We start from the raw sequence: 21754 nt of genomic DNA, 5'->3' as shown, positions 1-21754 counted from the left end.
TTTACCCTGAATAGACGCAGGAACATTTAAACCAAAATTTACAGTGATATGAATGATTGCACTGGTCATGGAGTGACCATGAGTGGTATTGCCATGGCTGAAAGCTAGCGCCAATTCATCACCAGCCAGTGATCGCTTCTTAACTAAAGTCAATGAAATACATCATTGGGGTGACTTGTTTTGCCTCATCAAACTCAAAACAATAAGAACTATGAAAACAATCTTTACCGGAGCACTATGTCTCCTGCTAGCCCTGACCGCCTTTGGTCAGGCAAAGCAATTCACAATCAGTGGATACCTTAAAGATGAAAGCAATGGCGAGGCCCTGATCGGCGCCAACGTTTTTGTCAGAGAGATATCGGGCGGCACCACCGCCAACGTTTATGGCTTTTATTCCATTACGCTGGCGGAGGGTACTTACAACCTGGATGTCAGCTATGTTGGTTACGGCGACACACACAAGGTAATTGACCTGACCGAGGATATCAGACTGGATTTGGAACTGCGGTCGGCTGATGCAGAGCTGGAAACAGTGCTGATTACCAGCGAGGCCATTGATGAAAATGTGGCCAGTATTGAAATGAGTACGATTGAGCTGGAAATGAAGGCCATTGAAAAGCTACCGGCATTTGCCGGGGAGGTGGACGTGCTCAAGAGTATTCAGTTGCTGCCTGGTGTCAGTTCTGTAGGCGAGGGCACTGCTGGTTTCAATGTGCGTGGAGGAAGCGTCGGGCAAAACCTTGTGTTGCTTGACGAAGCTCCGGTGTACCAGTCGTCACACTTGTTTGGGTTCTTTTCGGTGTTCAATCCTGACGCCGTGAAAGATGTGAAGCTGTACAAAGGCGGCATACCCACCCGCTACGGTGGTCGCTTGTCATCCATTCTGGATATCCGAATGAAAGAAGGCAATAACAAAGACTATGATGTAGCCGGAGGTGTGGGTACCGTGTTTAGCAGGCTGGCGGTGGAAGGGCCAATTAAGAAGGATAAGTCATCTTTCATTATCGCCGGTCGCCGGTCGTATGCTGACGTGCTGGTGCGGCCTTTTACCAATATGCTGTCTGACGGCGCAGGCATGTATTTCTACGACCTCACTGCCAAAACCAATTTCAACATCAATGACAAAAACCGTGTGTACGTTTCCGGCTACCTGGGGCGTGACGTATTTTCATTTGACGAATCGCAGGGTTTCGACTGGGGCAATCGCACCGCCACGGTACGCTGGAATCACCTGTATGGCAATAAGCTGTTTTCCAACGTCTCAGCTTTTTACAGCAACTACGACTATGGTTTCAGCTTTGGCACCAACAAACTGGATAAGTTCGACTGGGCCGCCGAAGTAAGCACGTGGAATTTCAAGCCGGAGTTCAACTGGTTTCTGAATGTGAACAATGAGCTAACCTTTGGAGGGGAAGCTATTTTGTACGGCTTCGAACCAGCCAATGCCTCGACAGTGAACAATGGCATCAGAACAGATATCAGCCTCGACAGACGCAAGGCCCTGGAAACCGCAGTTTATCTGAGCAATGACCAGAAGCTGAGTGACAAACTGTTTGCTCAATACGGAGTGCGGTTCAGCTACTTCAACAACCTCGGTGGTAGCTTGATGACTTATGGCGACACCCTGGCAGGTGTGGAGAAACCGTTGCTTTCAGTTACAGAGAAAGGCGACTGGGAGTCGATTGCCTCCTATCAAAACGTTGAACCGAGGGCCTCGCTGAGGTATCAGCTTTCGGAGTCGAGCTCCGTGAAGGCCAGCTACAACCGCATGAGTCAGTATATCCACCAGATATCTAACACTACGGCCTCTACGCCAATTGATATCTGGCAGCCGTCGGACAACAACATTGCCCCGCAAATGGGTAATCAGGTGGCCATGGGCTACTTCAGGAACATTGGCGGAAAGCGTTTCGAGACCTCTGCCGAAGTATATTACAAGTGGAACAAGAACCAGGTCGACTACATCGACGGAGCTGAACTGTTCATCAACGAATTCATTGCTTCTCAGCTGCTTTCAGGCGTTGGCAGGGCTTATGGTCTGGAGCTTTATGTGAAGAAAAACGCCGGGAGACTGACCGGCTGGGTGAGCTACACACTGGGCAAGTCGGAGCTGAAAGTGGACGGGATCAATTTTGGAAACGACCGCAAGAACCATGAAGGCAACTGGTACGCTACCCGTTTCGATCAGCGCCACAACCTCAAGGTGGCTGGCTTCTACGACCTGACTAAGAGGGTTTCCCTTTCTGCCAACTTTAGCTTCATGTCAGGCACACCCACCACGTTTCCAACGGATCGTTACATGTCGGCAGGTTACGTCATTCCCTACGTGAGCGGAAGTGAGAGAAACAACTTCCGACTTCCAAACTACCACAGGCTGGATGCGTCACTTACAATTAACAATGTGTGGCGGGGCAAGAAGAACCGGTCAGGCAATGACCACATCGTTTTCTCCGTGTACAACCTGTACGCCAGAAAGAACCCTTTCAGCATCTACTTCTCGCAGGGCAGGGACAGGCAAATGGCAGACGCCCCACAGCAAACGGCTGCTAAGCAGCTTTCTCTGATAGGCACGCTGATTCCCGCAGTTACTTACAACTTCAAATTCTAACACTCAACAACAATGAAAAAGATCATATATATCGCATTAATTGTTTTTGGTTTTGGCTGCGAAACCGCCATTCAGCCGGAGCTCAAGGAAGCTGAGGAAATACTGGTGATAGACGCCTGGCTTACTCAGAAAATGGAAAGGCAGAAAGTGATGGTGTCACGATCGCAGCCGTATTTCGATAACTCTTACCCAAGCCTGACGCCTGGAGCGCAGGTAACGGTGGAAGACCTTAACACAGGAGTGGTTTACAACTTTCAGGAAGGTGCCGATGCCTACTACTGGGATCCTGCCGATGCGCCGTTGGGTGAAGTGGGTCATACTTACAAACTGGCAGTTACCTATGCCGGTGAAACATTTGAGGCAGTGTCAACGCTTGGGCGTGTGCCTGAAGTGGATACCATATTGTACAAGTACAAGTCCAAGGACTTCAATATACTGGAATCGTACTACTCAGCGGAGTTTGTGGCAACCGATCCGGTGGGGCCCGGCGATGCGTACTGGATCAAGGCGTGGAAAAATGGTAACTACCTGGGCAAACCCTCAGAGATCAATATTGCCTTCGATGCGGGCTTGTCGCCAAGCCAGTCGGTGGATGGAGAAGTATTCCATCAGGTTATCCGCCGTGACTTTGTGAACCCGTTGGACCCGCTGCCCGACAGGAAAAACTACTACCACCCGCCCTACGAGATAGGCGACTCGCTGTATGTGGAGATTCATTCAATTGATCCTGTGACATTCGAATACCTGACGGGCGTCATTCTGCAGACCAACAGGCCCGGAGGTTTCTCTGAGCTATTTGCTACTCCCCTGGCCAATGTGATGACCAACGTGAAGAGCACCGATGAAAATTCGAACACCAACGTGGCAGGCTTCTTCAATGTGTCTGCTGTTAGCTCAGGAGGTGGCAAGATCACCCAAGCAGTCGCTGATGAAGCAAGGGCCAATGCAGGTAAATAGTAGTAATGGTGTGGCGGCGAGCCCTGACTGTTTCGCTGCCATACCTTTTTAAAAGCTTTTATATTTTTTCATGCTATCTAAAATCGCATCCAGAACAATGCTCAAGTCACTTACACTGGCAGCTATCGGTCTTCTATCAATTAGTAGAGTGCAAGCACAGGTCTCCACTACTGAAAATATCGTTGGAACCAACCACTTTATCGATTCAAAGATTCTTGATGAGGAAAGACAAATTCAGATCTATCTGCCTGAGGGATATGGTGAGGAGGAAAAGCGTTACCCCGTTATTTTCATACTGGATGGTCAGCGATTTTTTCTTCATACCGTAGGTCTTGCCGCCACTTTCAAGCAATATCAGCTAACACCGGAGTTCATAGTAGTGGGCATCACTAATAGCTATCCGCAACGCTTCAATCACTTCGCCGACGGCAAACAGCAGTTCGCTGAATTTATTGAAAAAGAGATGATACCTTATGTGGAAAGCAGCTATCGAACCAGTGGCGAACGGCTGTTGTTTGGTTGGGAATACGCAGGAAGTTTTGCTTTCCACATGCTAACAAATCACCCGTCTTTGTTTGATGGCTACATGTTGGCAAGCCCCTTCCCCCTTCTGGACAAAGTGGACGTGCTGGATAAGCTGCCGGCACTCAACAAATCTCTTTACTTTTCAGTAAGCCCCAATGAATTTGAAGTGAACCGGGGAGTCGACAAGCTGGATTCCCTGCTTTCAGAAAAGGATTTTCCTGGGCTCGATTGGACTTGTTTCCGACTGGAAAATGAAGAACACCGCTCCACAGGTTACTCCACGCTGTATCATGGCCTTCGAAAATACTTCAGGTACTATCCTGAATTGCAGGTAGATGATTTGCAAGCGTTTGTCGAGGCAGGTGGCATGGCATACGCCCATAGTTACACCAAAGAAAGGGCTTCCCGGTATGGGTTTTCACCAGACATGTCTTTGTGGTCAAGGTTTACTATTGTTCGAAGCGCCCTGCGAGCCCGGGATTACACCCGCTTCCGGGAATTTTATGAGGCATTGGGTTCAGCTATGTTGATCAGCGACTTGATAGAAGGAGGAAGAAGCTATGGTGCTTTCTCCATCGCCGATTTTTTAACTGAAAATGGTGAACATAAGCAGGCCATTGATATCTATCTGGCCCTTTTGAATCAGTCTCCCGATTCTGCTGATCTGTTGAGTACACTCGCAGGGGCTTATCAGGCTCTGGGTAATCAAGGTGAAGCGAAGAAATATCTTCAGAAGTTGAAGAAGCTACAGCAGCAAAAGTAAGCAGCCGCCTTTCAAAGGGTATTGGGCAATCTCTGTTATCGGCGGAGATTGCCCTTTATTTTTACGCCCCCTGGATAATCAAATTTCAATAAAAAGTTCGTCGGCTCTCTTCTTAACCAAAGTCAATGAAATCGGTTTTTACCCGCTCTAATTTTGGGTATTCAAAAACGAAAAACATTTAAATCAATTTCAAAAACTCAAAACAATGAAGAAGATGAAAAAGTCAATTTCAACAATCGCAGTAATGATCATGATGGTGGTTATCAGCTCTTGTGGGGCTGGCAGGGCCATCATGCGCAACCAAAACCAAAGCTCCACTCAGGTGCATCTGAAGGAGAATAATTTTAAGGTGATCAGCAGTGTCAGCGGTAGCGCCGAGGCGAAGTACTGGGTGCTGATCGGTGGAAGAAAAAGACAGCAGATGTACAACGAAGCGTACGCCGAAATGGTGAAGTCGGCAGGATTGATGGACGGTCCCAGAGCGCTGGTGAATTTGCTTACAGAAGAGCATGTCGGCGGTGTGCCTCCATTCTTTTTGAAGCGAACCATTACCGTGAGCGGCCATGTGGTAGAATTCAACAGATAGTCAAAAGCTAAAAAGGGTAGGTGCTGTTTGACTCAGGCAGCCCGCCCATTTTTTTCAACAACAACAAAATTGAATCATGAACTCAAATAAAAAAATGGCAAGGATCGCAGGATTCCTTTACCTCATCATTTTTGTTACCGCCGGCTTTAGCGAAGGCTACGTGCGTGCCGGTGCAGTGGTGACGGGCGATGCAGCAGCGACCGCTCAAAATATTGTGGCCTCAGAGGGCCTGTTCCGTTTGGGCTTTGCAGCCGACCTGGTGGCTTTTTTGTGCGACCTGGTGGTGTCCGTGCTGCTGTATCAGTTGCTTAAGCCAGTGAATAAAACCCTCTCACTCACAGCAGCACTACTTCGCTTGCTGGCTCATCCGGCCATCGCCAGTGTGAACCTGCTCAACCACTACATGGCCCTGCAGCTACTCGATGGCTCCGGCTACCTGTCGGTATTCAGTCCTGATCAGCTCAATGCTTTGGCCCTGTTTTTTCTCAACGTGCACACGGTTGGCTACCTGATCGCAGGAGCGTTCTTTGGGCTTCATTGTGTATTGCTTGGCTACCTGATCATCAAATCCGATGGCTTTCCAGCCTGGTTGGGGACTATGATCATCATCGCCGCTTTGGGCTACCTAATTAACAGCTTCGGCAATTTTCTGGCTCCGGGACACGAAGAGCTCTTCGATAATATAGTGGTGGGGCCGGCAGTACTGGCAGAAATGTCACTCTGTCTGTGGCTGCTGATCAAGGGTGTGTCAGTCAGAAAGATGACATCGAAGGCCATCGTAGCCTGATTTTATAACCAAGGTCAAAAACTCAAAACATTATTTAAAATGAATGCAATTGTATATCAACGATATGGGTCGCCCGATGTGTTGGAATTGAAGGACGTACAAAAACCCATGCCGGGCCCCGGTGAGGTGCTCGTAAAAGTGCACGCAGCCTCCGTGAATGCGGCAGACAAGCACCTGTTGAGAGGGCAGCCGTTTCCTGTTCGAATAATGGCTGGTTTTTTCAAACCCAAGAACAATATCCTTGGTGCCGATATGGCCGGGGAGGTTGAAGCCGTTGGCAAAGGCGTGAGCTATTTCAAGCCCGGAGATAAGGTGTTTGGCGAGCTGTCTGCTTACGGCTTTGGCGCATTTGCTGCATACGTAGCAGTTTCCGAGAAAGCGCTGGCGCACATGCCATCAAATGCCTTGTTCGGAGAAGCCGCCGCTTTGCCGATGGCGGCCGTTACTGCCTTGCAGGGGCTGCGTGATAAGGGGCAGATCAGTCCCGGAAAGAAGGTGCTTATCAACGGAGCTTCCGGCGGCGTGGGCACTTTTGCTGTGCAGATAGCCAAAGCCTTCGGCGCAGAAGTGACTGCCGTAGCCAGCACCGGCAAGACCGAGCTGGCGAAGATTCTGGGTGCCGACCACACCATTGACTACAAACTGGCTGACTTCACAAAGGGTGGCGAGCGCTACGACCTCATTTTTGACGTCGTGGGCAATCATTCGGTATCAGCGCTGAAGCGAGTGCTTAACAAGCATGGCAGGTACGTGACAACTGCCTTTTCACCCGGAGCTATGTTTTTAGGGCCATGGATTGCCATCGCCGAAGGCAAGAAAATAATCAATATGCTGGCCAGTGCCAACAGGAAAGACCTCGAGGCGGTCAGGCAGATGGTTGATGGGGGCGAAGTGAGACCGGTAGTTGAGCGAAGTTATCCGTTGGCAGATGTGGCAAAAGCCATCAGCTACATGGAAGAAGGGCACCCGTTTGGCAAGATTGTGATACAGGTACAGTGAAAATAGGCACGGCGGAGGATTAACCTTTCTCCGCCACCCGCTTCCTGATCCTGCTCAGCGACTCCGGTTTCACACCCAGATAGCTGGCCAGGTGATACTGAGGTACCCGGTTCAATAGACCTGGTCTGGTTTCGAGCAGATTGAGGTAGCGCTCTTCGGGGCTTTGGATGATGTAGTTAGCCAGCATTTCCTGCTGCTTGCCGAAGTCATCCTCCATCGAAAGTCTGCAGAGCGATTCAAACTTTGGGTGCTTTCGGTACAGCTCCTTTTCTTTTTCGTAGCCGAACACAGCCAGGGTAGTGTCTTCCACGCACTCCAGATAGTGGTTGGCGGGCACTTTGTTGAGGTAGCTGTTCATAGAGGCAATCGACTGCTCTTCGGTATAAAACTGGGTGGTCTTTTCTTCACCATCAGAAAGGTAGTAGTGGCGCACACAGCCCTTGATATTGAAATAGCACTCGGTGGCGATTTGACCTTCCCTCAGCAGGATTGTGCCTTTTTTGTAGCTGCGAATAGGAATGCAGTCGTTGAGCACCTCGGTTTCTTCTTCGGTGAGGGTCATGTGCTGACCAATCATTTCGGAGATGTACTTTACCATGGCTACTGGTTTGGTTAATAGCAGGCGGCCAGAGCATGCCTTGTTAATGATATGTTAAAGATAAAAACTATCTCCAACTTGGATAGGCTATACGTTAATATTGAGGGGTAGTTCCAACTTTTTTAAAAATGAACCCGCAACTTATGGTTGTGGGTGAAAATTAGTTTCAGTTTAAAATTCAAGAATTTCAACAATGACAAAAACAGCAATCCACTTTTTTTTCTCTCTTTTTATGGTTTCAGCTTCTACTGTGGTAAATGCCCAGCCTGGGAAACTGACGCACGAAGATTCCCTGAACACAGTGCTCGACAAATACTACAAACTCAACCTAAAAGTCTTTCAAGCAAATTCCCAACCAGAGGACATCGACATTATTTTTGATCTCTTTACAGATGACTTCGAGTACATCCACCCTCAATACGGAGGCACCTATACCCGTCAGGACCTATACGAGGGCTATCAACGCAACCAAAAAAACGGTGGCTATGACGGAAGTGTAACCGATATCAAAATTCTCAATAAAATAGTGGGGTTGAATGCCATCGCCGTGAGCAAAACCTTTGTTACTAAAAAGGATGGAAAGACAGTAGAAGGCGAGCCCCAAATGACCCTGTTCGAGTTCAGAGATGGAAAAATTGCCAGGATCTACGAGTATTGGTAGTTGTACACTTAAATCTCTCTGAAAGTCGTTCCGGCGGCCAGCACCAGAAAACCCACTAACAGCAAGGTGTAATTGTATTCACTCAAAATCTGAACATGGGCGTAGTGGCCAATGATGCCAAGGATGCCGCTGATCAAACCAATAATCCAGGTAATTTTCTTAGGAGCTGAAGGTGCTTTCATAGTGACTGTTTTTTTAAGGTGGATGGATGGCAAGAAAAAGGAGGTTGTCTCAAAAGCCCTAATCCTATGTCAGGTTGACTCTGTCGAAACCTTATTGTTTAACGTGCTTAAGCATTTCGACGAGCTCAATGTGACATTCGCTTCATTTTTAGGGGCTTTTGAGACAACCTCTGATCTTATGATCTGTGCTGAAAAAGATAGAATATACCGAGTTGCAAGCCTCTGTTGTAAGAGTTGGATGCATTATTCTCGCTGATGTCCGTTAGGCCGTGAACATATCGAAGGTCATACCCAAAACCTGTAGACGGCTTCACGTAACTCATGCCTACAACTAGTCCGATGTCGGTGCTTTTGTAGTTATTTTTTACGTCAGTACTGTTGTTGCCGATTTCCGATTTAGCACTGGCCAAAATGCCCAGTTGCGGGCCTGCTTCCAGCCTAAATCCATTGTCGAACATGTATTGAAAGAGTAGCGGGATATTCACGTAGTTCAGGTTGAGCTTCACATCGCTGCCACCACTTTTGTATTGAGTGCCTTGTCCGGAAAAAACGACCTCTGGCTGAAGCGCAAATTGATTATCCATATGGATATGACCCAGCAGACCAACATTGAAACTGAGTTTGGGGTCGAAGTTGCCGCTATTGTCGCCCTGGATGGTGTAGGCGTTCAGGCCGCCTTTTATGCCAACATTTACGTGTTGTGCCTGGGTGGAAACAGTTAGGAGAAAAAGGGCAATAAGTGCGAATAAAAAAGATTTCATATTTTTCTTGGGAGTGGAGTCCGCCATTACATTATGGTAGATCATCAAAGTGAGTGCAAAGTTCACCACAGTGGCCCATGGGATTGTTGCACAAGTGCAGCTATTAGTTACATATATCACTGATGGGACACCCTGGGTTGAAGGAGGCGGGCTTGATGTTAAATGGTCGGCGCATTCCAGGGAATTTGGAGGAGAAGTATCACAACCTATTGAACGAGTTCGAAATTTTGCCATATCCCATACGCTAGTGGAAATCACCAGCGGACTACATTGCTGTTGGCGATATCATGGATGACGGTTTTCATGGGACGCTTATCGACAAGGTCGTTTGGGGCGAAGGCGGTTTTGGTTTGGGCAGATAGCTTATAGTTGGGCAGCCAGTCATGTAGGATATCTTATCGGTTTGCGTTCTTTTCTGTATTATTATCATAAGTTCAATGGCTTGTCAGGATTTTTCGCTTTAAAATCGTCTATGTCATTGTAACCGATACCTGTTTAACAACAATCCCTACTACAACATGACACATCCTCAATCCAGCAGACGCAAATTCATCAAAACATCTGCCTCAGCAGCGACCGGCGTTGCCCTCCTTTCTTCTTTTCCAAAAAGTGCCCTTGCCATCATGCAGGACAAACCCAGGATCAGGTTTTCGGTCATAGGTATGAACCATGGCCATATTTATGGCATGACAGAAGCTGTGAAAAGAGGAGGAGGTGAGCTTGTTTCATTCTTTGCTCCGGAGCCAGAGTTGGTAGCAGCCTTCTCTAAAAGATATCCTGAAGCCAAACTTGCCAAAAGCCAAAAAGAGATTCTCGAAGATAAGTCCATTCAGGTAGTGCTGAGTGCCGGCATTCCGGTAGACAGAGCGCCGCTGGGCGTTGAGGTAATGAAACTCGGTAAAGACTACCTGGTCGATAAGCCTGGTATCACCACACTCGCTCAGCTGGCTGAAGTACGCAAGGTGCAAAAGGCAACCGGACGTATTTATGATATCATGTTCAGCGAAAGGCTGGAGAACAAGGCGACAGTGAAGGCTGGTGAGTTGGTGCAGTCCGGGGCCATTGGCAAGGTAATCCAAACCATAGGCATGGGGCCGCACAGGATAGGCCTGACCAACCGGCCAGAGTGGTTTTTTGATAAAAAATACTACGGCGGCATCATCACCGACATTGGATCGCACCAGTTCGATCAGTTCCTCTTCTTCACAGGGTCTACCACAGCCGAAGTGGTGGCCTCTCAGGTAGGCAACAACCACTATCCGCAGTACCCGCAGTTTGAGGATTTTGGTGATGCCATGGTGAAAGGAAACGGTGGCGCCGGTTATGTGCGGATAGACTGGTTCACACCCGATGGCCTGGGCTCCTGGGGCGATGGGCGCTTGACCATATTGGGAACGGAGGGCTATATAGAAATAAGAAAGAACATCGATATTGCTTCTGGTCACGAAGGGGGCAACCACCTCTACTTGGTGACGCATAAAGAAACCAGGTACATCGACTGCAATGATGTGGAGCTGCCATTTGGTAAGCTGTTTGTGGATGATGTGCTCAACCGCACCGAAACGGCGTTGCCACAAGCCCACGTGTTCCTGGCCACCGAGCTGGCACTCAAAGCGCAGGATCAGGCGAAGAAGCTGGTGATTACGAAATAGCACTGGCAACTCGAATACCCTTAGCGATCGACCTATTTGTTTCCTAAAAACGGATACTTATAGAAATAGCTTTACGTTTTTAGGAAACTTTCCGTACTTTTAATTTGTGGTAGTAATTGATACTGGAACAGGAGCGAGCCACAAGGTAGAGATTGAGCCTGTTGACGATCGTGACTTCGCAAGTCTGACGAAGGCGAGGTATTTCTTTGATTGGAAACAAGAAAAGGAATTCGAGATGTATAAGCTGAGAATAGCCAACACGAGAGATATACTTGGACTTGTTTCTATAGAGAGAATTCCAGAAGAATGGAGGTTGCATATAAGGCTGCTGACCGTTTCAAAAGAAAATAAAGGGAGTAGCAAGAAATTTGAAAACATTACTGGCAACCTACTGACGTTTATTTCAAAAATTGCAGTAGGAGAATACGGTGAGCTTGCCTGCGTGTCGTTAAAGCCAAAGGGATTAATAGCTCGCCATTACATAGATAAATTCGGCATGAACGTAACGGGTCTGACTCTAAGCATCGAAATACTGGAAATTTTCAATTTGATTGAGACATACGACCATGACTAGCAGAAAAAAGGAGATAAGGGAAGTTGGGGGGGCAGAGTATGGCGTTGATTCACGGTACACTTCAAAGAAAGACAGACTGGATGACGGCAAGGCATTAATGGAGGCCAGGTTGCAGAGAATGAAAAATCTGTCAGCCGATCAAATCGTCAAGGCGAAGTTATTGCAGCTAAAGCTGAAAATGGACGAATACATTAAGGAGCCAGTCTATCACACGCATAGTGCTTTTACCGAATTTTTAACCTCATACATTGATGCGATCTATAGCAGAAGAAATAGTTTTGCGAAAGACATTGACGTCACTCCTGTTTTGCTGAGTCAGATTTTGAATAACCACCGGGAGCCAAACGAAGAGTTCCTGTTAAGGCTAATGATACATGCAGAAAAAACATACGAGCATGTGTGTCAATTTCATAAAAGAACATGGCATCAGGTTTACTTTCAAGAGAAAATATGCGATGTGATAGCCAGCCAGGACAAATGGCGGCCTGACGTGGAGAAACATGTAAAGATCAGCAAACTGGCCAAAGTGTGATAGCTAGTGGCTCCAGGTTTGTGGCAAGGCATCAAAACGGGATAAAAAGTGGATGCATCCGATAAACTCATATACCACCTGCAGGAAACCATTCCGCTGACGAAGAACGAGGCGGAATTGGTGAAGCAAAGTTTTAAGGAAGTGGCCTTAAAGAAGAAGGAGATGCTTCTCTTCAAAGGCGAAACTTCGTCGCACATGCGGTTCATAGCCGAAGGCTGCCTCAGGAGCTACTACATGGACGAGGAAACGAAGGAACACATTATCCAGTTTGGTATCGAAGGCTGGTGGATCAACGATTTGTACAGCTACCTCACCCAAACGCCCGCCAGGCAGTTTATTCAGGCCATCGACGATAGTGTGCTTCTTCAAATCCACCGAGACACCCTGAGCAGGCTTTATGACGAGGTGCCTGCCATCGAACGATTTTTCAGAATGAAATTCGAAACTGCTTACGTGGCACTGCAGGATCGCACCATTAACTCCATGAGTAAAACCGCCGAAGAAAGGTATGTGGAGTTTCGCTCCAAATACCGGGACATTGAGCAGCGGGTTCCCCAGTACATGGTGGCCTCCTACCTGAAAATAACACCCGAGTTTTTAAGTGCTATCAGGAAGAATTTGAGTTGATGGGGAAGTTCAGTCATGTGCATGCCTGATCTGCCTGATAGAGCAACTATGCGGACAGAGGCGTGATGCTAAGTTGTACTAAAGTGAAACTTTTAATACATTTGCTATGTGAATTGTAAAGTTAGAAAGGTCATCTTCTACAAAGATTATTTCGAGTCCTTCTTCCTAAAGCAAAGTGATAAAGTTCAGAAGAAAATTATCTGGAGAATTAACTTGATAGAGAGATTAAAGGCATATCTGAAACTTACCTGAAGCACATCAAAGGAACTGACAGGCTATATGAAGTGAGGGCTCAAACCGGAGGCAATATTTATAGAATCTTTTGTTTCTTCGATGATGGACAGTTAGTGGTGTTAATGAACGGTTTTCAGAAGAAAACTCAAAAGACCCCCAGGGCTGAGATCGAAAAGGTATTAAAAATTAAGCAAGAATATGAGCAAGAAAAGTAATATAATGACCCTTGATCAATTCAAGAATAAGCATTTTGGTGAGGTTGGCACGCCGAAGCGAGATGACCTGGAAGAAGGCTACGAAAATTTCAAAATCGGAGCACTTATCCAGGAGGCTAGACTTGAAAAGGGGCTGACTCAGGAAGAACTTGCTCAAAAGGTGGGGACTACCAAGTCATATATTTCAAAAATTGAAAACAATATAAAGGAGGTTCGGCTATCGACCTTAAAGAAAATTGTGGAGCTCGGTCTTGGTGGACAAGTTGACCTTTCCATAAAGCTGTAAATCGATAACTGGATTCATTTGAAGTTCTTCGCCATGCCTCGCTCGGCATCCCAGGGAACAGTACTATCAGGAAGAATTTGAGTTGATGGGTCGTTCTTAAGATACCTTAACGCAACCGGCTTTCATGACGCCCAACTTTGTAAGAAAAAGTTAAAGTCATGAAAACAACAACATTCATTTTGGTCACGCTGCTCACCATTAAGGCCGCAACGGCACAGCAGAAAGAAGCAGTTGGTGAAAGTCCCTGGGGCCCCGACGATGAAATAGGCACCCTCAATATGATGACAGAGGCATCGCAACTGCAGGTGCTTTCACAGATTGTGTCGGGCAAGGTTTACGACCTCAGCGTCGATTATTTCGTTGGCATGCCAAGCTTCCATTCGCTGGGCGACCCCGGTTACCAGTATTGGCTCACGCACACACCCCACGGTACGGTTGTCGATAATCCTAATGGTTTGGGGGAGGCCATGAACCAAAAGGTAAGCTACACCGGCGATGCCATATCGATGTACACCCACATGGGTACGCATATTGATGCGCTGAACCATTTTGGGCTGAATGGCAAGATCTGGAACGGGTTCACTCCTGAAGAACACCTCGGCGACAAAGGCTGGAAAAAGACGGGTGCCGAAACCATACCACCGATCATTGCCAGAGGGGTGCTGCTGGATGTGGCAGCTGCCAAAGGGCCACTTCCCAAAAACTACCGCATCAGTGCCGCTGATTTGCAGCTTGTGCTGAGGAAGCAGAACGTCCGGCTGCAAAATGGCGACGTAGTGTTGATTCGCACAGGCCAGGCACAACACTACGAAAATGCTGCTGACTATCTCGACAACTACCCTGGCATCAGCCTGGATGCAGTGAAATGGCTGGTAGAAGAAATGGGCATCATGCTGCTGGGCGCCGACAACCTTAGCTTCGAGGCTTTTCCTCCTGAGCGAACCGACAATTGGGTGCCCGTGCACACTTACTTGTTGGCTGAGAAGGGGGCCATGTTTATAGAACAGATGTTCCTGGAAGAGCTCTCGGCAGATAAGGTTTACGAGTTCGCCTTTATCGCTGCTTCACTGAAGTTAAGGGGCGCAAGTGCTTCACCCATGCGTCCGGTGGCATTTCCAATTCAAACAAAACAGTAAGGCCATGAACAATCCTTTATTACTCCTCCTTTCATTTTCGGTGGGTATTATGGTCGTGATCCAGGGCGGCATCAATTCCCGGCTCGGTGTCATGCTCAACAACTCACTTGTGGCCACCGGCATAGCTCTGGTAATGAGTGCGAGTGTTACGCTGCTGGTTGTAGTGGCCACTGTACGGCAGCTTCCGACAGCTGGCGAGTTGCGGCAAATTCCTGCCTACATGTGGTTTGCAGGCGGCGTTTTTAGCTTCATCGCCGTCTCGCTGTTTTACTACGTTATTCCCAGGGTGGGTATCTCTACCGCAGTCACCTTCAGCCTCACAGGCCAGGTTATTTTCGCTGCTATCGCCAGTCATTTTGGTTGGTTTGGTATGCCACTGGAGCCCGTATCAATAAAAAAGATCGCTGGTATGCTTGTCATGATTGTCGGCGTAGTACTTGTAAAATCATAAATAAGATGAACTTAATAGATAAACTCAACTGGCGCTATGCCACCAAAATATTTGACCCTCACAAAAAGGTAAGCGCCCACGACCTGTCATTCCTGAAGGAAGCGATCAGGCTTTCGGTGTCCTCGTATGGCTTGCAGCTCTACAAAGTGCTCATCATCGAAAACGATGACATCAGAGAGGAGCTCAGGAAGTCTTCGTGGAACCAAAGCCAGATCACAGATGCCTCCCACCTTTTCGTTTTTTGCAACTACACCCGCAACTACGACCAGCATGTGGATAGCTATATTCGGCGGATCATTGAACTGCAGGGGAAAAGTGATGACGGCCTGAAGCAGTATGGTGAATTTATCAAGAAGACCATTGCTGGCATGCCCACAGAAGAGCGAAAGAGCTGGTCTGAGAAGCAGACCTACCTCGCTTTGAACAACTTGCTGATGGCCTGTGCAGAGCTGAAGATCGATGCCTGCCCAATGGAGGGGTTTGATAAGCAAGCCTACAACCGGCTCCTTGGCCTCGACGAACTTGGACTGAATGCCTCAGTCATTGCGCCCGTAGGCTACCGCTCCGATAACGACGAGACCCAGGAACGGCAGAAAGTAAGAAAGTCGATGGAGGAATTGTTCCAAATGGCGTAAAGGATTGATGTTTGAGACGGGGCAATTGCTTAGGCTGATTTAGCCTCTGGTGCGATATTTTTCACCCGACGAACAATTCTTAAAACAAGAATAACACGCAGCCATGTGTGTTATTTTTGTATTAGTGCCATCTTGGTGAATTGTTAAAGTCATCACTCCTCATGCTCAGCCATAATTTAGTGAAACCGTTCTTTCTGCTTGCTTTCATCAGCGTGCAACCAATTGTTGGCCAGGCCCAGCAAGTAAAAAATGTACCGGCTGCCTTTGAAGCGCTGAGCGCAGAACCCGAGGTGATTGTGCTGGCGAACGACATTGATGTGCCCACCAAGTCCGGGCATTTGCAGGGTGTGCAGGTAATGGTGCAAGACGGAGCTGAAAAGCTGCTGATGTCGGGCAGTTCTCTTGCCCAGGCCTATATTTTGCAAGCCGACCTGGCTTCACGTCAGACCGAGAAGTTTATTCCATTGATGAAGGAGCCGTTCCGGCATGCAGGGGGCATTCAGCTGACCGACAAGTACCTGGGCGTGGGTATTGAAGACAATGTGAAGAAAACATTGTCAAAGGTGCGTTTGTACAACTACTACGGCGAAGGTCTTTACGAAGACAAGCCAGTCGTTACCATAGATAGGGAAGGAGTGCCTGAGCTGAAAACCTCCGGTGCAACGGGAATACTGGCGCTGGAGAATGACTACTTGATAGTGGTCAGCAATTGGGACAGCCGCCATTGGGATTTCTATCGCTTCGACCCCAACCGGGTAGACCGGAGAATTATCTACAGTTTTGCTGCACCTGCCGACTGGGGGAGCTACCAGTCCATCAACCTGATCAGGGATGAGGAGGCCATTTATGCCATTGGATTTTACAAGACTACCGATGGTAACTACGCCGATTTAATCCTTGTGAGTAAGGCTGGACAGTTTGAGCCGGTCATGAAAAAGGTGCTTACCAAAGCCTTTCACTGCAAAAGCGGTGTGAGTTTTGGAGCCGCAGCTGGCTTGCAAGTGGACAACGAAGGAATATTGCACCTATGGGCCACCCAGCCAGATGCTCTCAGGCAGATAGAAGTGAACAAATTTTCCCGACGATAAACCTGCCTGTGAGGCTCACCTTTTGGATAGAAATTTCGTATATTAAAGAAGGCAGTTACTGCCCTTCGTTCCTTTCTGCCTCAAATATCCACTTTTCTTTGCAGCGCAGCTAAAACTTGTTTGCTACGCACCAAACACCCCCTTTGCTACGTAGCAAAAACCTTGTTTGCTGCGTAGCAAACGGCCTCAATGTAGCTATGTTGCAGGTATAATGTAGCCATGTTGCAGGTGAAATGTAGCTATGTTGGGGAGCAATTGTAGCTACAATGGGAGCTCATTGTAGCCATGTTTTGAAATAGTGCTGCTTTTGATGGGAAGAGCGCTTTGACGTGATGGGAAACAGTCAATGTATTTTAGGTTAGAACAACAAATACCTGGCTATATATTATACATATAATATATGTATATTGTTCTCTTACAAACGGATAAATTAGTTTTGCGGGTTTTAGTCGGCTATTTATGGTAAGTAGCCCAATAAAAAGATGTAATGGAAATAAAATGCACTGGTGCGTGTTAGCCAAATGTTACCAGCAATATACCGCATGAGAAAATTTGCTCTTTGGTTAGAATTTGAAGAAACAGAAGGCTGGGAAGACCTAACCAACGATTTCGCAAACATCCAAGTAACTCTTGAGGATGGAAGAAAATATGGAATTAACGTCTGGACTTTCAACTATCTGAATGAAGCTAAAAGCAAAGAAGGCAACCTTTATGTTATTCCTCCTGATCTATTTGTAGCAGAGCTCACACATGATTGCGTTGAACAGACTATTTCGAAGCTCTTAGAAGAAGGTGAACTGGAAAATCTACTAAATCCATCTGTTTTCAATTTAAACTTTCTTGATCCTTGGTGGGATATTATGGAAACTCATGATCTTGGAGAGGGAGTTAGCGCTGAATTGAAGAAAGAATTGCCAAGAAATCATAAACTCTATAATGGCAAGTATGAGGTCTTGGCTAAGCGACAGGATAACGATGAAATTCTGGTAGAACTGAATTCCGGTGAATTGGCTACAATCCACTTGACTTGGAGTGGAAAGGAGGAACAAGGAAACTTCCCGTTAACCACATACTTCTGCAACTCTCAAGAATTTTGGCAGAAATCAATGAAACAATCAATAATTCAACACCAAGAGTAAAGTTAAAAATGATCAGGTTGAAGACATACCCTAATAATTGGACTGATCTAAGAGTTGAAATCAACAGAATATGTGAGGAATTGAGTGTGTCATCTTCTGAATTAAAGGAAGTAAACCTCAACCACTGGCAAGATATTGAAGAGAAGATTTGGAAGAAATTCTCAAATGATAGGAACTCCAGATGGATATGGGAAACTCTGAGAAATCCGACCTATGGCTTTTACATTGATTTTCCCAAGCTTAGATTGGCTGAACTTGTAGATCATTCTGAACAAGTTTGGTTTCTTCTTGACGAAACTGTCAACGAGAAAACAAAATTCTGGATTTATGAAGGATTCATCGAGCCATTTAGCAAGGTAATTTGGGAGTCTGGACACTTTGATGAAATCTTGATTGTCTCGAAGAAACTTGAATGGTTAATTTCTTACAACCACCACGATATTTTGGTTGGAACAGAGAAGAAGATCGCACAACTTCAACAGCTCGAATCAAAAATTAAAGCTGGTAACTGGCGCTAAGCCCAATCGGCTTACTTAGTTGTTTGCAAAGGGCATTTGGATCCGATACATTTGAGATATTTGAAAGGCTGAGCCGACTGTGCTTAGCTGATCGTTGTGCTTAATTATCGTGAATGACGAGAACAGAATTCATAATCTTCTTAAGCAACTTCAGGCAAGACTTGAAGGATAACCCGGATAAGTGGGAAAACAAAAATCTCAGCGACTTCCTAGAAGCTATGAGCGCCTATACCGAAGATATTCAAGGATACTATGACAATATGAATTTGAGCATAAATGCCGACGAGCCATCTTGGGAGAACTTCATGAACATATTAAAAGGGGCATCCATTTATGAGTAGGTCTGAATTGCAGCAAACAGCCAAGATTTCTCCTGAACTTCTTGACTACCTTATTCGCAGGGAGTTTCCTGATGACATAATGCTTGTCGTATCTAGGTTAGAACTACTAAATAGCGAGAATGACGCTGGCAGACGCAGAATTTCTGCAGCAGTTTTGAAACTGGCGAACAGAGATTTTAACGAACTCGACCTGTTAATAGATAAGGCAAACTTTGATTTTAGAGATGTAATTTCTGCTGCCGAATATCCCAGAAATTCAGCCCACGGATTTGACGAGCAAACTGATGAGATGGAAAAATCACAATACCGTGCCGACTTGGAAGATTATTCAAGTTGGCTCGACAAAACAGAATAAAAAAAGCACAACACAAACCTTCCATGGGGGCTCGGCAGTAAGGAAGCTGTAGCTGGCTCGATTGTCCGCCACAAAGTATAAATTTATCATCGGCGTGACTAGGTGCCAGCGGAATCTGCACGGCATTAAAGACCCCACTCACGATAGCTAGACGTTGTGGCGCAGTTGACAGTGAAATATCCTCATATGAAATCAGGAATATTTGTGTTTCTAACAATAGTAAAGGCAGGGTTAATTATCTACTTCGTTGCTCGAATTATGATGAACTTAGTTAAGAAGGGCGACCCAACTTCAAAACGTAAAGCTCTAATACAATTTCTTTCAATGTTCGGTTTTCTGATAGGTCTAGCAATTCTTGAATTCGGCATTGCGTACATATTACCAGCGGGCGACTAACTGGAAAACACTGCTTTATGAGGGAACCACTGTCTAAACCAATGGCCATAGGAAAAACCTACTTCCAGCCTATTGGACATACTTCTTCTTTACAACAGTTCCCATAAATCGTTGCAGGACATCGTTGATGCATTAGCTTTACAGGATATGGAGACAGAACACATTAACTGGCTAACTTTCCAACTAGACAAATACAAGAGTTATTTCGTTCTCGCAGCCTTGCTGCTGAGCATATGCTTTCCATTCAGCCCACCTCATAACACCTTCAACTTAATAGAGAATTTTCATCTTCCAGAAATTGCTTATCCGATTTCATATGTAGCCATCGGCATAATGTTTCTTCTCTTTATGGGCAGCTTTAAAGTTAGCTTTACACAGACTTCAAAGTTATCCTGGAACCTAAACGAACGAACTCTGACGGTTGGACAGTCCACTTATGCTATTCCTAGCATTCAATCGCCCCTAATTTTGAAGTCGATGGATAAGTATCAGGACAAAGACATTTGGGAAGTCAAACTTTCCCAGCCGATCAAACGAACTTTCAATATCCCACTGACTCGAGATCAAAAGGAACTGCTCCAAAATATGCTTTTGAACATCGACTAGATAAAAGCACCACAACACAGCGGTTCCATGAATGTGGACTTTATCGGTTGTCAAAAGTCAGCTGGCTTGGATCGTCCGCCACAAGAGTTAATTTTAACATCGCCCAGCCTTCGCTAAAGCTACGGCTAGCAAGGCGTGGCTAAGTGCTCGTGGAAGCGGAGCTGCATAAAACTCCCACACTCATTTTCAGCAACGTGAGCGGCATTGTCAAATGACAGCAACAAACCCCACCAATCCCTACCGCTTTTCACAAAGCTTTTTGTAGGCATCCTACGATCCTTTAACTTATCTTTAATTCCTGGCAAGTGCCGGATAGTATTGGGTTGACCCTATCTTAAACTATATAAAATGAAAAAATTCAATTGGATTGTTGCAGTAGTACTTCTGGCCACGGCATGCAGCCCGGCTAACAAGGAAGAACAGGCCAGCAACAAAGAAACAGAAGCATCAAAACTCAAAGTGCTGATCGTTGACGGTCAGAACAACCACTACATCTGGCCTAAAACCACCATGATGATGAAGGACTACCTGGAGGAAACAGGTCTCTTTGAGGTAGACATCCACCGCATGGATTCTGTGTGGCTGGGTATCAAATACAACAAATCACGTCCTGCTGCCTACGAGTACTATATCCAAACCTATCCGCTGGATTCAACGGCTTATGCCATTTCTAAAGATCCGGTAAAAACCTCCCGGTTTTCGATCGACTTCAGTCAGTACGACCTGGTGGTTTCTAACCTGGGGGCAGCCAGTCCAAGATGGCCTGAGGCTACCGAAAAAGCTTTTGAAAAATACATGAGCGAAGGCGGTGGACTGATCGTGGTGCACGCAGCCGATAACGCCTGGGGTGACTGGGATGAATACAATAAAATGATTGGTGTGGGTGCCTGGGGCGGCCGTGACAGTATCACAGGCCCTTATGTGTACTACAACGACGCCAACGAGCTCATCATAGATCCTTCAGCGGGCTTTTGTGGCTCGCATGGTGCCGAGTACGAATTTCTTATGACTACACGTGCTCCCGAGCACCCTATCATGAAAGGTTTGCCTGCCGCATGGATGCACACCCAGGACGAGCTGTATGAGCGCATGAGAGGCCCATGGGAGAACGCCACCGTGCTGGCTACGGCCTATGCGGATGTAGAGGGCAATTCGCCTCCATGGAACCCTAAAGTAAAAGGCATGGGACAGCATGTGCCCCTGCTGATGGCCATGAACTACGGGCAAGGCCGGGTTTTCCACACTGCTCTGGGCCACTTCGACTATTCCATGGAATGTGCAGGCTTTATCACCACGCTACAGCGGGGTGCTGAATGGGTGGCCACCGGTGCGGTTACCCAGGCCATTCCGACGGATTTTCCCACAGAAGAAAAGGTGACTGTTAGAAAATGGGATAAATAGAAGAATTAGATACGTTCAACATAGGGCGAATTGTTCCCTGGGCTAACGCTAAGTGACGCCTGTCCAATAGGAGTCATTGAAGCATGTTTTCCTGACTTCATCATTTTGCTCTCAAAAAAGTCAAAAGGTTTGTTATTTTAA

The 21754-nt window shown here is 46.7% G+C and carries 26 protein-coding genes; 23 read left to right on the top strand and 3 right to left on the bottom strand.

From position 1 onward, the window contains the following. Window positions 1-211: 211 nt before the first annotated feature. From AAC052_RS22755 to AAC052_RS22730, 6 genes are all read left to right on the top strand, one after another. Complete coding sequence (locus tag AAC052_RS22755) at window positions 212-2608, top strand: TonB-dependent receptor (RefSeq protein ID WP_339815598.1); 2397 nt, start codon at window positions 212-214, stop codon at window positions 2606-2608. A 12-nt stretch (window positions 2609-2620) separates the two neighbouring features. After that, window positions 2621-3565 carry a DUF4249 domain-containing protein gene (locus AAC052_RS22750; RefSeq protein WP_339815597.1) on the top strand — a complete coding sequence of 315 codons (945 nt, stop codon included), beginning with the start codon at window positions 2621-2623 and terminating at the stop codon, window positions 3563-3565. Window positions 3566-3662: 97 nt separating this feature from the next. Further along, window positions 3663-4853: an alpha/beta hydrolase-fold protein gene (locus AAC052_RS22745; protein WP_339815596.1), complete on the top strand. Its 1191-nt coding sequence runs from the start codon at window positions 3663-3665 to the stop codon at window positions 4851-4853. 214 nt (window positions 4854-5067) lie between these two features. Then, window positions 5068-5439, top strand: coding sequence for a DUF6567 family protein (locus AAC052_RS22740; protein WP_339815595.1), 372 nt, complete (start codon window positions 5068-5070; stop codon window positions 5437-5439). Window positions 5440-5533: 94 nt separating this feature from the next. Beyond that, the gene (locus tag AAC052_RS22735; protein ID WP_339815594.1) at window positions 5534-6226 is read left to right on the top strand and encodes a DUF4386 domain-containing protein; all 693 of its coding nucleotides are present in this window, start codon (window positions 5534-5536) and stop codon (window positions 6224-6226) included. A 39-nt stretch (window positions 6227-6265) separates the two neighbouring features. Beyond that, window positions 6266-7225: an NAD(P)-dependent alcohol dehydrogenase gene (locus tag AAC052_RS22730; protein ID WP_339815592.1), complete on the top strand. Its 960-nt coding sequence runs from the start codon at window positions 6266-6268 to the stop codon at window positions 7223-7225. A 19-nt stretch (window positions 7226-7244) separates the two neighbouring features. On the opposite strand, the gene AAC052_RS22725 is transcribed toward AAC052_RS22730, so the two are convergent. Next, entirely contained in the window at window positions 7245-7823 is a 579-nt protein-coding gene (locus tag AAC052_RS22725) for a Crp/Fnr family transcriptional regulator (protein ID WP_193217768.1), read from the bottom strand. A gap of 193 nt (window positions 7824-8016) precedes the next feature. On the opposite strand from AAC052_RS22725, the gene AAC052_RS22720 reads away from it, so the two are divergent. After that, a complete protein-coding gene (locus AAC052_RS22720; protein WP_339815590.1) occupies window positions 8017-8484 on the top strand; it encodes a nuclear transport factor 2 family protein in 468 nt (155 codons plus the stop codon). An 8-nt stretch (window positions 8485-8492) separates the two neighbouring features. On the opposite strand, the gene AAC052_RS22715 is transcribed toward AAC052_RS22720, so the two are convergent. Then, window positions 8493-8666 (bottom strand): hypothetical protein, encoded by a 174-nt coding sequence (locus AAC052_RS22715; RefSeq protein WP_193217767.1) that lies wholly within the window; start codon window positions 8664-8666, stop codon window positions 8493-8495. Window positions 8667-8842: 176 nt separating this feature from the next. Further along, window positions 8843-9427 carry a porin family protein gene (locus tag AAC052_RS22710; protein ID WP_317490012.1) on the bottom strand — a complete coding sequence of 195 codons (585 nt, stop codon included), beginning with the start codon at window positions 9425-9427 and terminating at the stop codon, window positions 8843-8845. A 518-nt stretch (window positions 9428-9945) separates the two neighbouring features. Between AAC052_RS22710 and AAC052_RS22705 the strand changes: the two genes are divergently transcribed. The 16 genes from AAC052_RS22705 (at window position 9946) to AAC052_RS22630 (ending at window position 21613) form a co-directional block, all read left to right on the top strand. Then, on the top strand, window positions 9946-11079 hold the full coding sequence (locus AAC052_RS22705) for a Gfo/Idh/MocA family oxidoreductase (RefSeq protein WP_339815589.1): 1134 nt from the start codon (window positions 9946-9948) through the stop codon (window positions 11077-11079). A 106-nt stretch (window positions 11080-11185) separates the two neighbouring features. After that, on the top strand, window positions 11186-11653 hold the full coding sequence (locus AAC052_RS22700) for an N-acetyltransferase (protein ID WP_339815588.1): 468 nt from the start codon (window positions 11186-11188) through the stop codon (window positions 11651-11653). Continuing rightward, window positions 11646-12185, top strand: coding sequence for a hypothetical protein (locus AAC052_RS22695; protein ID WP_339815587.1), 540 nt, complete (start codon window positions 11646-11648; stop codon window positions 12183-12185). The genes AAC052_RS22700 and AAC052_RS22695 overlap by 8 nt, the downstream gene beginning before the upstream one ends. 48 nt (window positions 12186-12233) lie before the next feature. After that, on the top strand, window positions 12234-12812 hold the full coding sequence (locus AAC052_RS22690) for a Crp/Fnr family transcriptional regulator (protein ID WP_339815586.1): 579 nt from the start codon (window positions 12234-12236) through the stop codon (window positions 12810-12812). Between the two features lie 284 nt (window positions 12813-13096). Beyond that, window positions 13097-13261 carry a type II toxin-antitoxin system RelE/ParE family toxin gene (locus AAC052_RS22685; RefSeq protein WP_339815585.1) on the top strand — a complete coding sequence of 55 codons (165 nt, stop codon included), beginning with the start codon at window positions 13097-13099 and terminating at the stop codon, window positions 13259-13261. Next, window positions 13245-13547, top strand: coding sequence for a helix-turn-helix transcriptional regulator (locus tag AAC052_RS22680; protein ID WP_339815584.1), 303 nt, complete (start codon window positions 13245-13247; stop codon window positions 13545-13547). The genes AAC052_RS22685 and AAC052_RS22680 overlap by 17 nt, the downstream gene beginning before the upstream one ends. A gap of 158 nt (window positions 13548-13705) precedes the next feature. After that, on the top strand, window positions 13706-14683 hold the full coding sequence (locus AAC052_RS22675; protein ID WP_339815583.1) for a cyclase family protein: 978 nt from the start codon (window positions 13706-13708) through the stop codon (window positions 14681-14683). 4 nt (window positions 14684-14687) lie between these two features. Next, window positions 14688-15134, top strand: a complete 447-nt coding sequence (locus AAC052_RS22670; protein ID WP_339815582.1) for a DMT family transporter — start codon at window positions 14688-14690, stop codon at window positions 15132-15134. 5 nt (window positions 15135-15139) lie between these two features. Then, window positions 15140-15769, top strand: a complete 630-nt coding sequence (locus AAC052_RS22665; protein ID WP_339815581.1) for an NAD(P)H-dependent oxidoreductase — start codon at window positions 15140-15142, stop codon at window positions 15767-15769. 161 nt (window positions 15770-15930) lie between these two features. Beyond that, a complete protein-coding gene (locus tag AAC052_RS22660; RefSeq protein WP_339815580.1) occupies window positions 15931-16857 on the top strand; it encodes a hypothetical protein in 927 nt (308 codons plus the stop codon). A gap of 542 nt (window positions 16858-17399) precedes the next feature. After that, window positions 17400-17996: a hypothetical protein gene (locus AAC052_RS22655; protein WP_339815579.1), complete on the top strand. Its 597-nt coding sequence runs from the start codon at window positions 17400-17402 to the stop codon at window positions 17994-17996. Next, window positions 17951-18514 carry a DUF6756 family protein gene (locus AAC052_RS22650; protein ID WP_339815578.1) on the top strand — a complete coding sequence of 188 codons (564 nt, stop codon included), beginning with the start codon at window positions 17951-17953 and terminating at the stop codon, window positions 18512-18514. The genes AAC052_RS22655 and AAC052_RS22650 overlap by 46 nt, the downstream gene beginning before the upstream one ends. A 113-nt stretch (window positions 18515-18627) precedes the next feature. Further along, on the top strand, window positions 18628-18855 hold the full coding sequence (locus tag AAC052_RS22645) for a hypothetical protein (protein ID WP_339815577.1): 228 nt from the start codon (window positions 18628-18630) through the stop codon (window positions 18853-18855). Further along, a complete protein-coding gene (locus tag AAC052_RS22640; RefSeq protein WP_339815576.1) occupies window positions 18848-19210 on the top strand; it encodes a hypothetical protein in 363 nt (120 codons plus the stop codon). Before AAC052_RS22645 ends, AAC052_RS22640 begins: the two co-directional genes overlap by 8 nt. A gap of 543 nt (window positions 19211-19753) precedes the next feature. After that, complete coding sequence (locus AAC052_RS22635) at window positions 19754-20212, top strand: hypothetical protein (RefSeq protein ID WP_339815574.1); 459 nt, start codon at window positions 19754-19756, stop codon at window positions 20210-20212. Between the two features lie 348 nt (window positions 20213-20560). Next, window positions 20561-21613 carry a ThuA domain-containing protein gene (locus AAC052_RS22630; protein ID WP_339815573.1) on the top strand — a complete coding sequence of 351 codons (1053 nt, stop codon included), beginning with the start codon at window positions 20561-20563 and terminating at the stop codon, window positions 21611-21613. The last annotated feature ends 141 nt before the right edge of the window (window positions 21614-21754 follow it).

It is taken from the genome of uncultured Imperialibacter sp. (assembly GCF_963974565.1).
GTDB lineage: Bacteria > Bacteroidota > Bacteroidia > Cytophagales > Cyclobacteriaceae > Imperialibacter > Imperialibacter roseus.
Note: the sequence above shows the minus strand (reverse complement) of the source record. Positions and strands in the feature narration are given on the sequence as shown.

Excerpts from the sequence above, each read along its gene's own strand:
- AAC052_RS22745 (WP_339815596.1), top strand. The coding sequence starts at position 3,663 with ATGCTCAAGTCACTTACACTGGCAGCTATCGGTCTTCTATCAATTAGT.
- AAC052_RS22735 (WP_339815594.1), top strand. The coding sequence starts at position 5,534 with ATGGCAAGGATCGCAGGATTCCTTTACCTCATCATTTTTGTTACCGCC.
- AAC052_RS22635 (WP_339815574.1), top strand. The coding sequence starts at position 19,754 with ATGGAGACAGAACACATTAACTGGCTAACTTTCCAACTAGACAAATAC.
- AAC052_RS22710 (WP_317490012.1), bottom strand. The coding sequence starts at position 9,427 with ATGAAATCTTTTTTATTCGCACTTATTGCCCTTTTTCTCCTAACTGTT.
- AAC052_RS22695 (WP_339815587.1), top strand. The coding sequence starts at position 11,646 with ATGACTAGCAGAAAAAAGGAGATAAGGGAAGTTGGGGGGGCAGAGTAT.
- AAC052_RS22740 (WP_339815595.1), top strand. The coding sequence starts at position 5,068 with ATGAAAAAGTCAATTTCAACAATCGCAGTAATGATCATGATGGTGGTT.
- AAC052_RS22670 (WP_339815582.1), top strand. The coding sequence starts at position 14,688 with ATGAACAATCCTTTATTACTCCTCCTTTCATTTTCGGTGGGTATTATG.
- AAC052_RS22750 (WP_339815597.1), top strand. The coding sequence starts at position 2,621 with ATGAAAAAGATCATATATATCGCATTAATTGTTTTTGGTTTTGGCTGC.
- AAC052_RS22715 (WP_193217767.1), bottom strand. The coding sequence starts at position 8,666 with ATGAAAGCACCTTCAGCTCCTAAGAAAATTACCTGGATTATTGGTTTG.
- AAC052_RS22725 (WP_193217768.1), bottom strand. The coding sequence starts at position 7,823 with ATGGTAAAGTACATCTCCGAAATGATTGGTCAGCACATGACCCTCACC.
- AAC052_RS22660 (WP_339815580.1), top strand. The coding sequence starts at position 15,931 with ATGCTCAGCCATAATTTAGTGAAACCGTTCTTTCTGCTTGCTTTCATC.
- AAC052_RS22730 (WP_339815592.1), top strand. The coding sequence starts at position 6,266 with ATGAATGCAATTGTATATCAACGATATGGGTCGCCCGATGTGTTGGAA.
- AAC052_RS22640 (WP_339815576.1), top strand. The coding sequence starts at position 18,848 with ATGAGTAGGTCTGAATTGCAGCAAACAGCCAAGATTTCTCCTGAACTT.
- AAC052_RS22675 (WP_339815583.1), top strand. The coding sequence starts at position 13,706 with ATGAAAACAACAACATTCATTTTGGTCACGCTGCTCACCATTAAGGCC.
- AAC052_RS22720 (WP_339815590.1), top strand. The coding sequence starts at position 8,017 with ATGACAAAAACAGCAATCCACTTTTTTTTCTCTCTTTTTATGGTTTCA.
- AAC052_RS22655 (WP_339815579.1), top strand. The coding sequence starts at position 17,400 with ATGAGAAAATTTGCTCTTTGGTTAGAATTTGAAGAAACAGAAGGCTGG.
- AAC052_RS22630 (WP_339815573.1), top strand. The coding sequence starts at position 20,561 with ATGAAAAAATTCAATTGGATTGTTGCAGTAGTACTTCTGGCCACGGCA.
- AAC052_RS22645 (WP_339815577.1), top strand. The coding sequence starts at position 18,628 with ATGACGAGAACAGAATTCATAATCTTCTTAAGCAACTTCAGGCAAGAC.
- AAC052_RS22680 (WP_339815584.1), top strand. The coding sequence starts at position 13,245 with ATGAGCAAGAAAAGTAATATAATGACCCTTGATCAATTCAAGAATAAG.
- AAC052_RS22705 (WP_339815589.1), top strand. The coding sequence starts at position 9,946 with ATGACACATCCTCAATCCAGCAGACGCAAATTCATCAAAACATCTGCC.
- AAC052_RS22755 (WP_339815598.1), top strand. The coding sequence starts at position 212 with ATGAAAACAATCTTTACCGGAGCACTATGTCTCCTGCTAGCCCTGACC.
- AAC052_RS22665 (WP_339815581.1), top strand. The coding sequence starts at position 15,140 with ATGAACTTAATAGATAAACTCAACTGGCGCTATGCCACCAAAATATTT.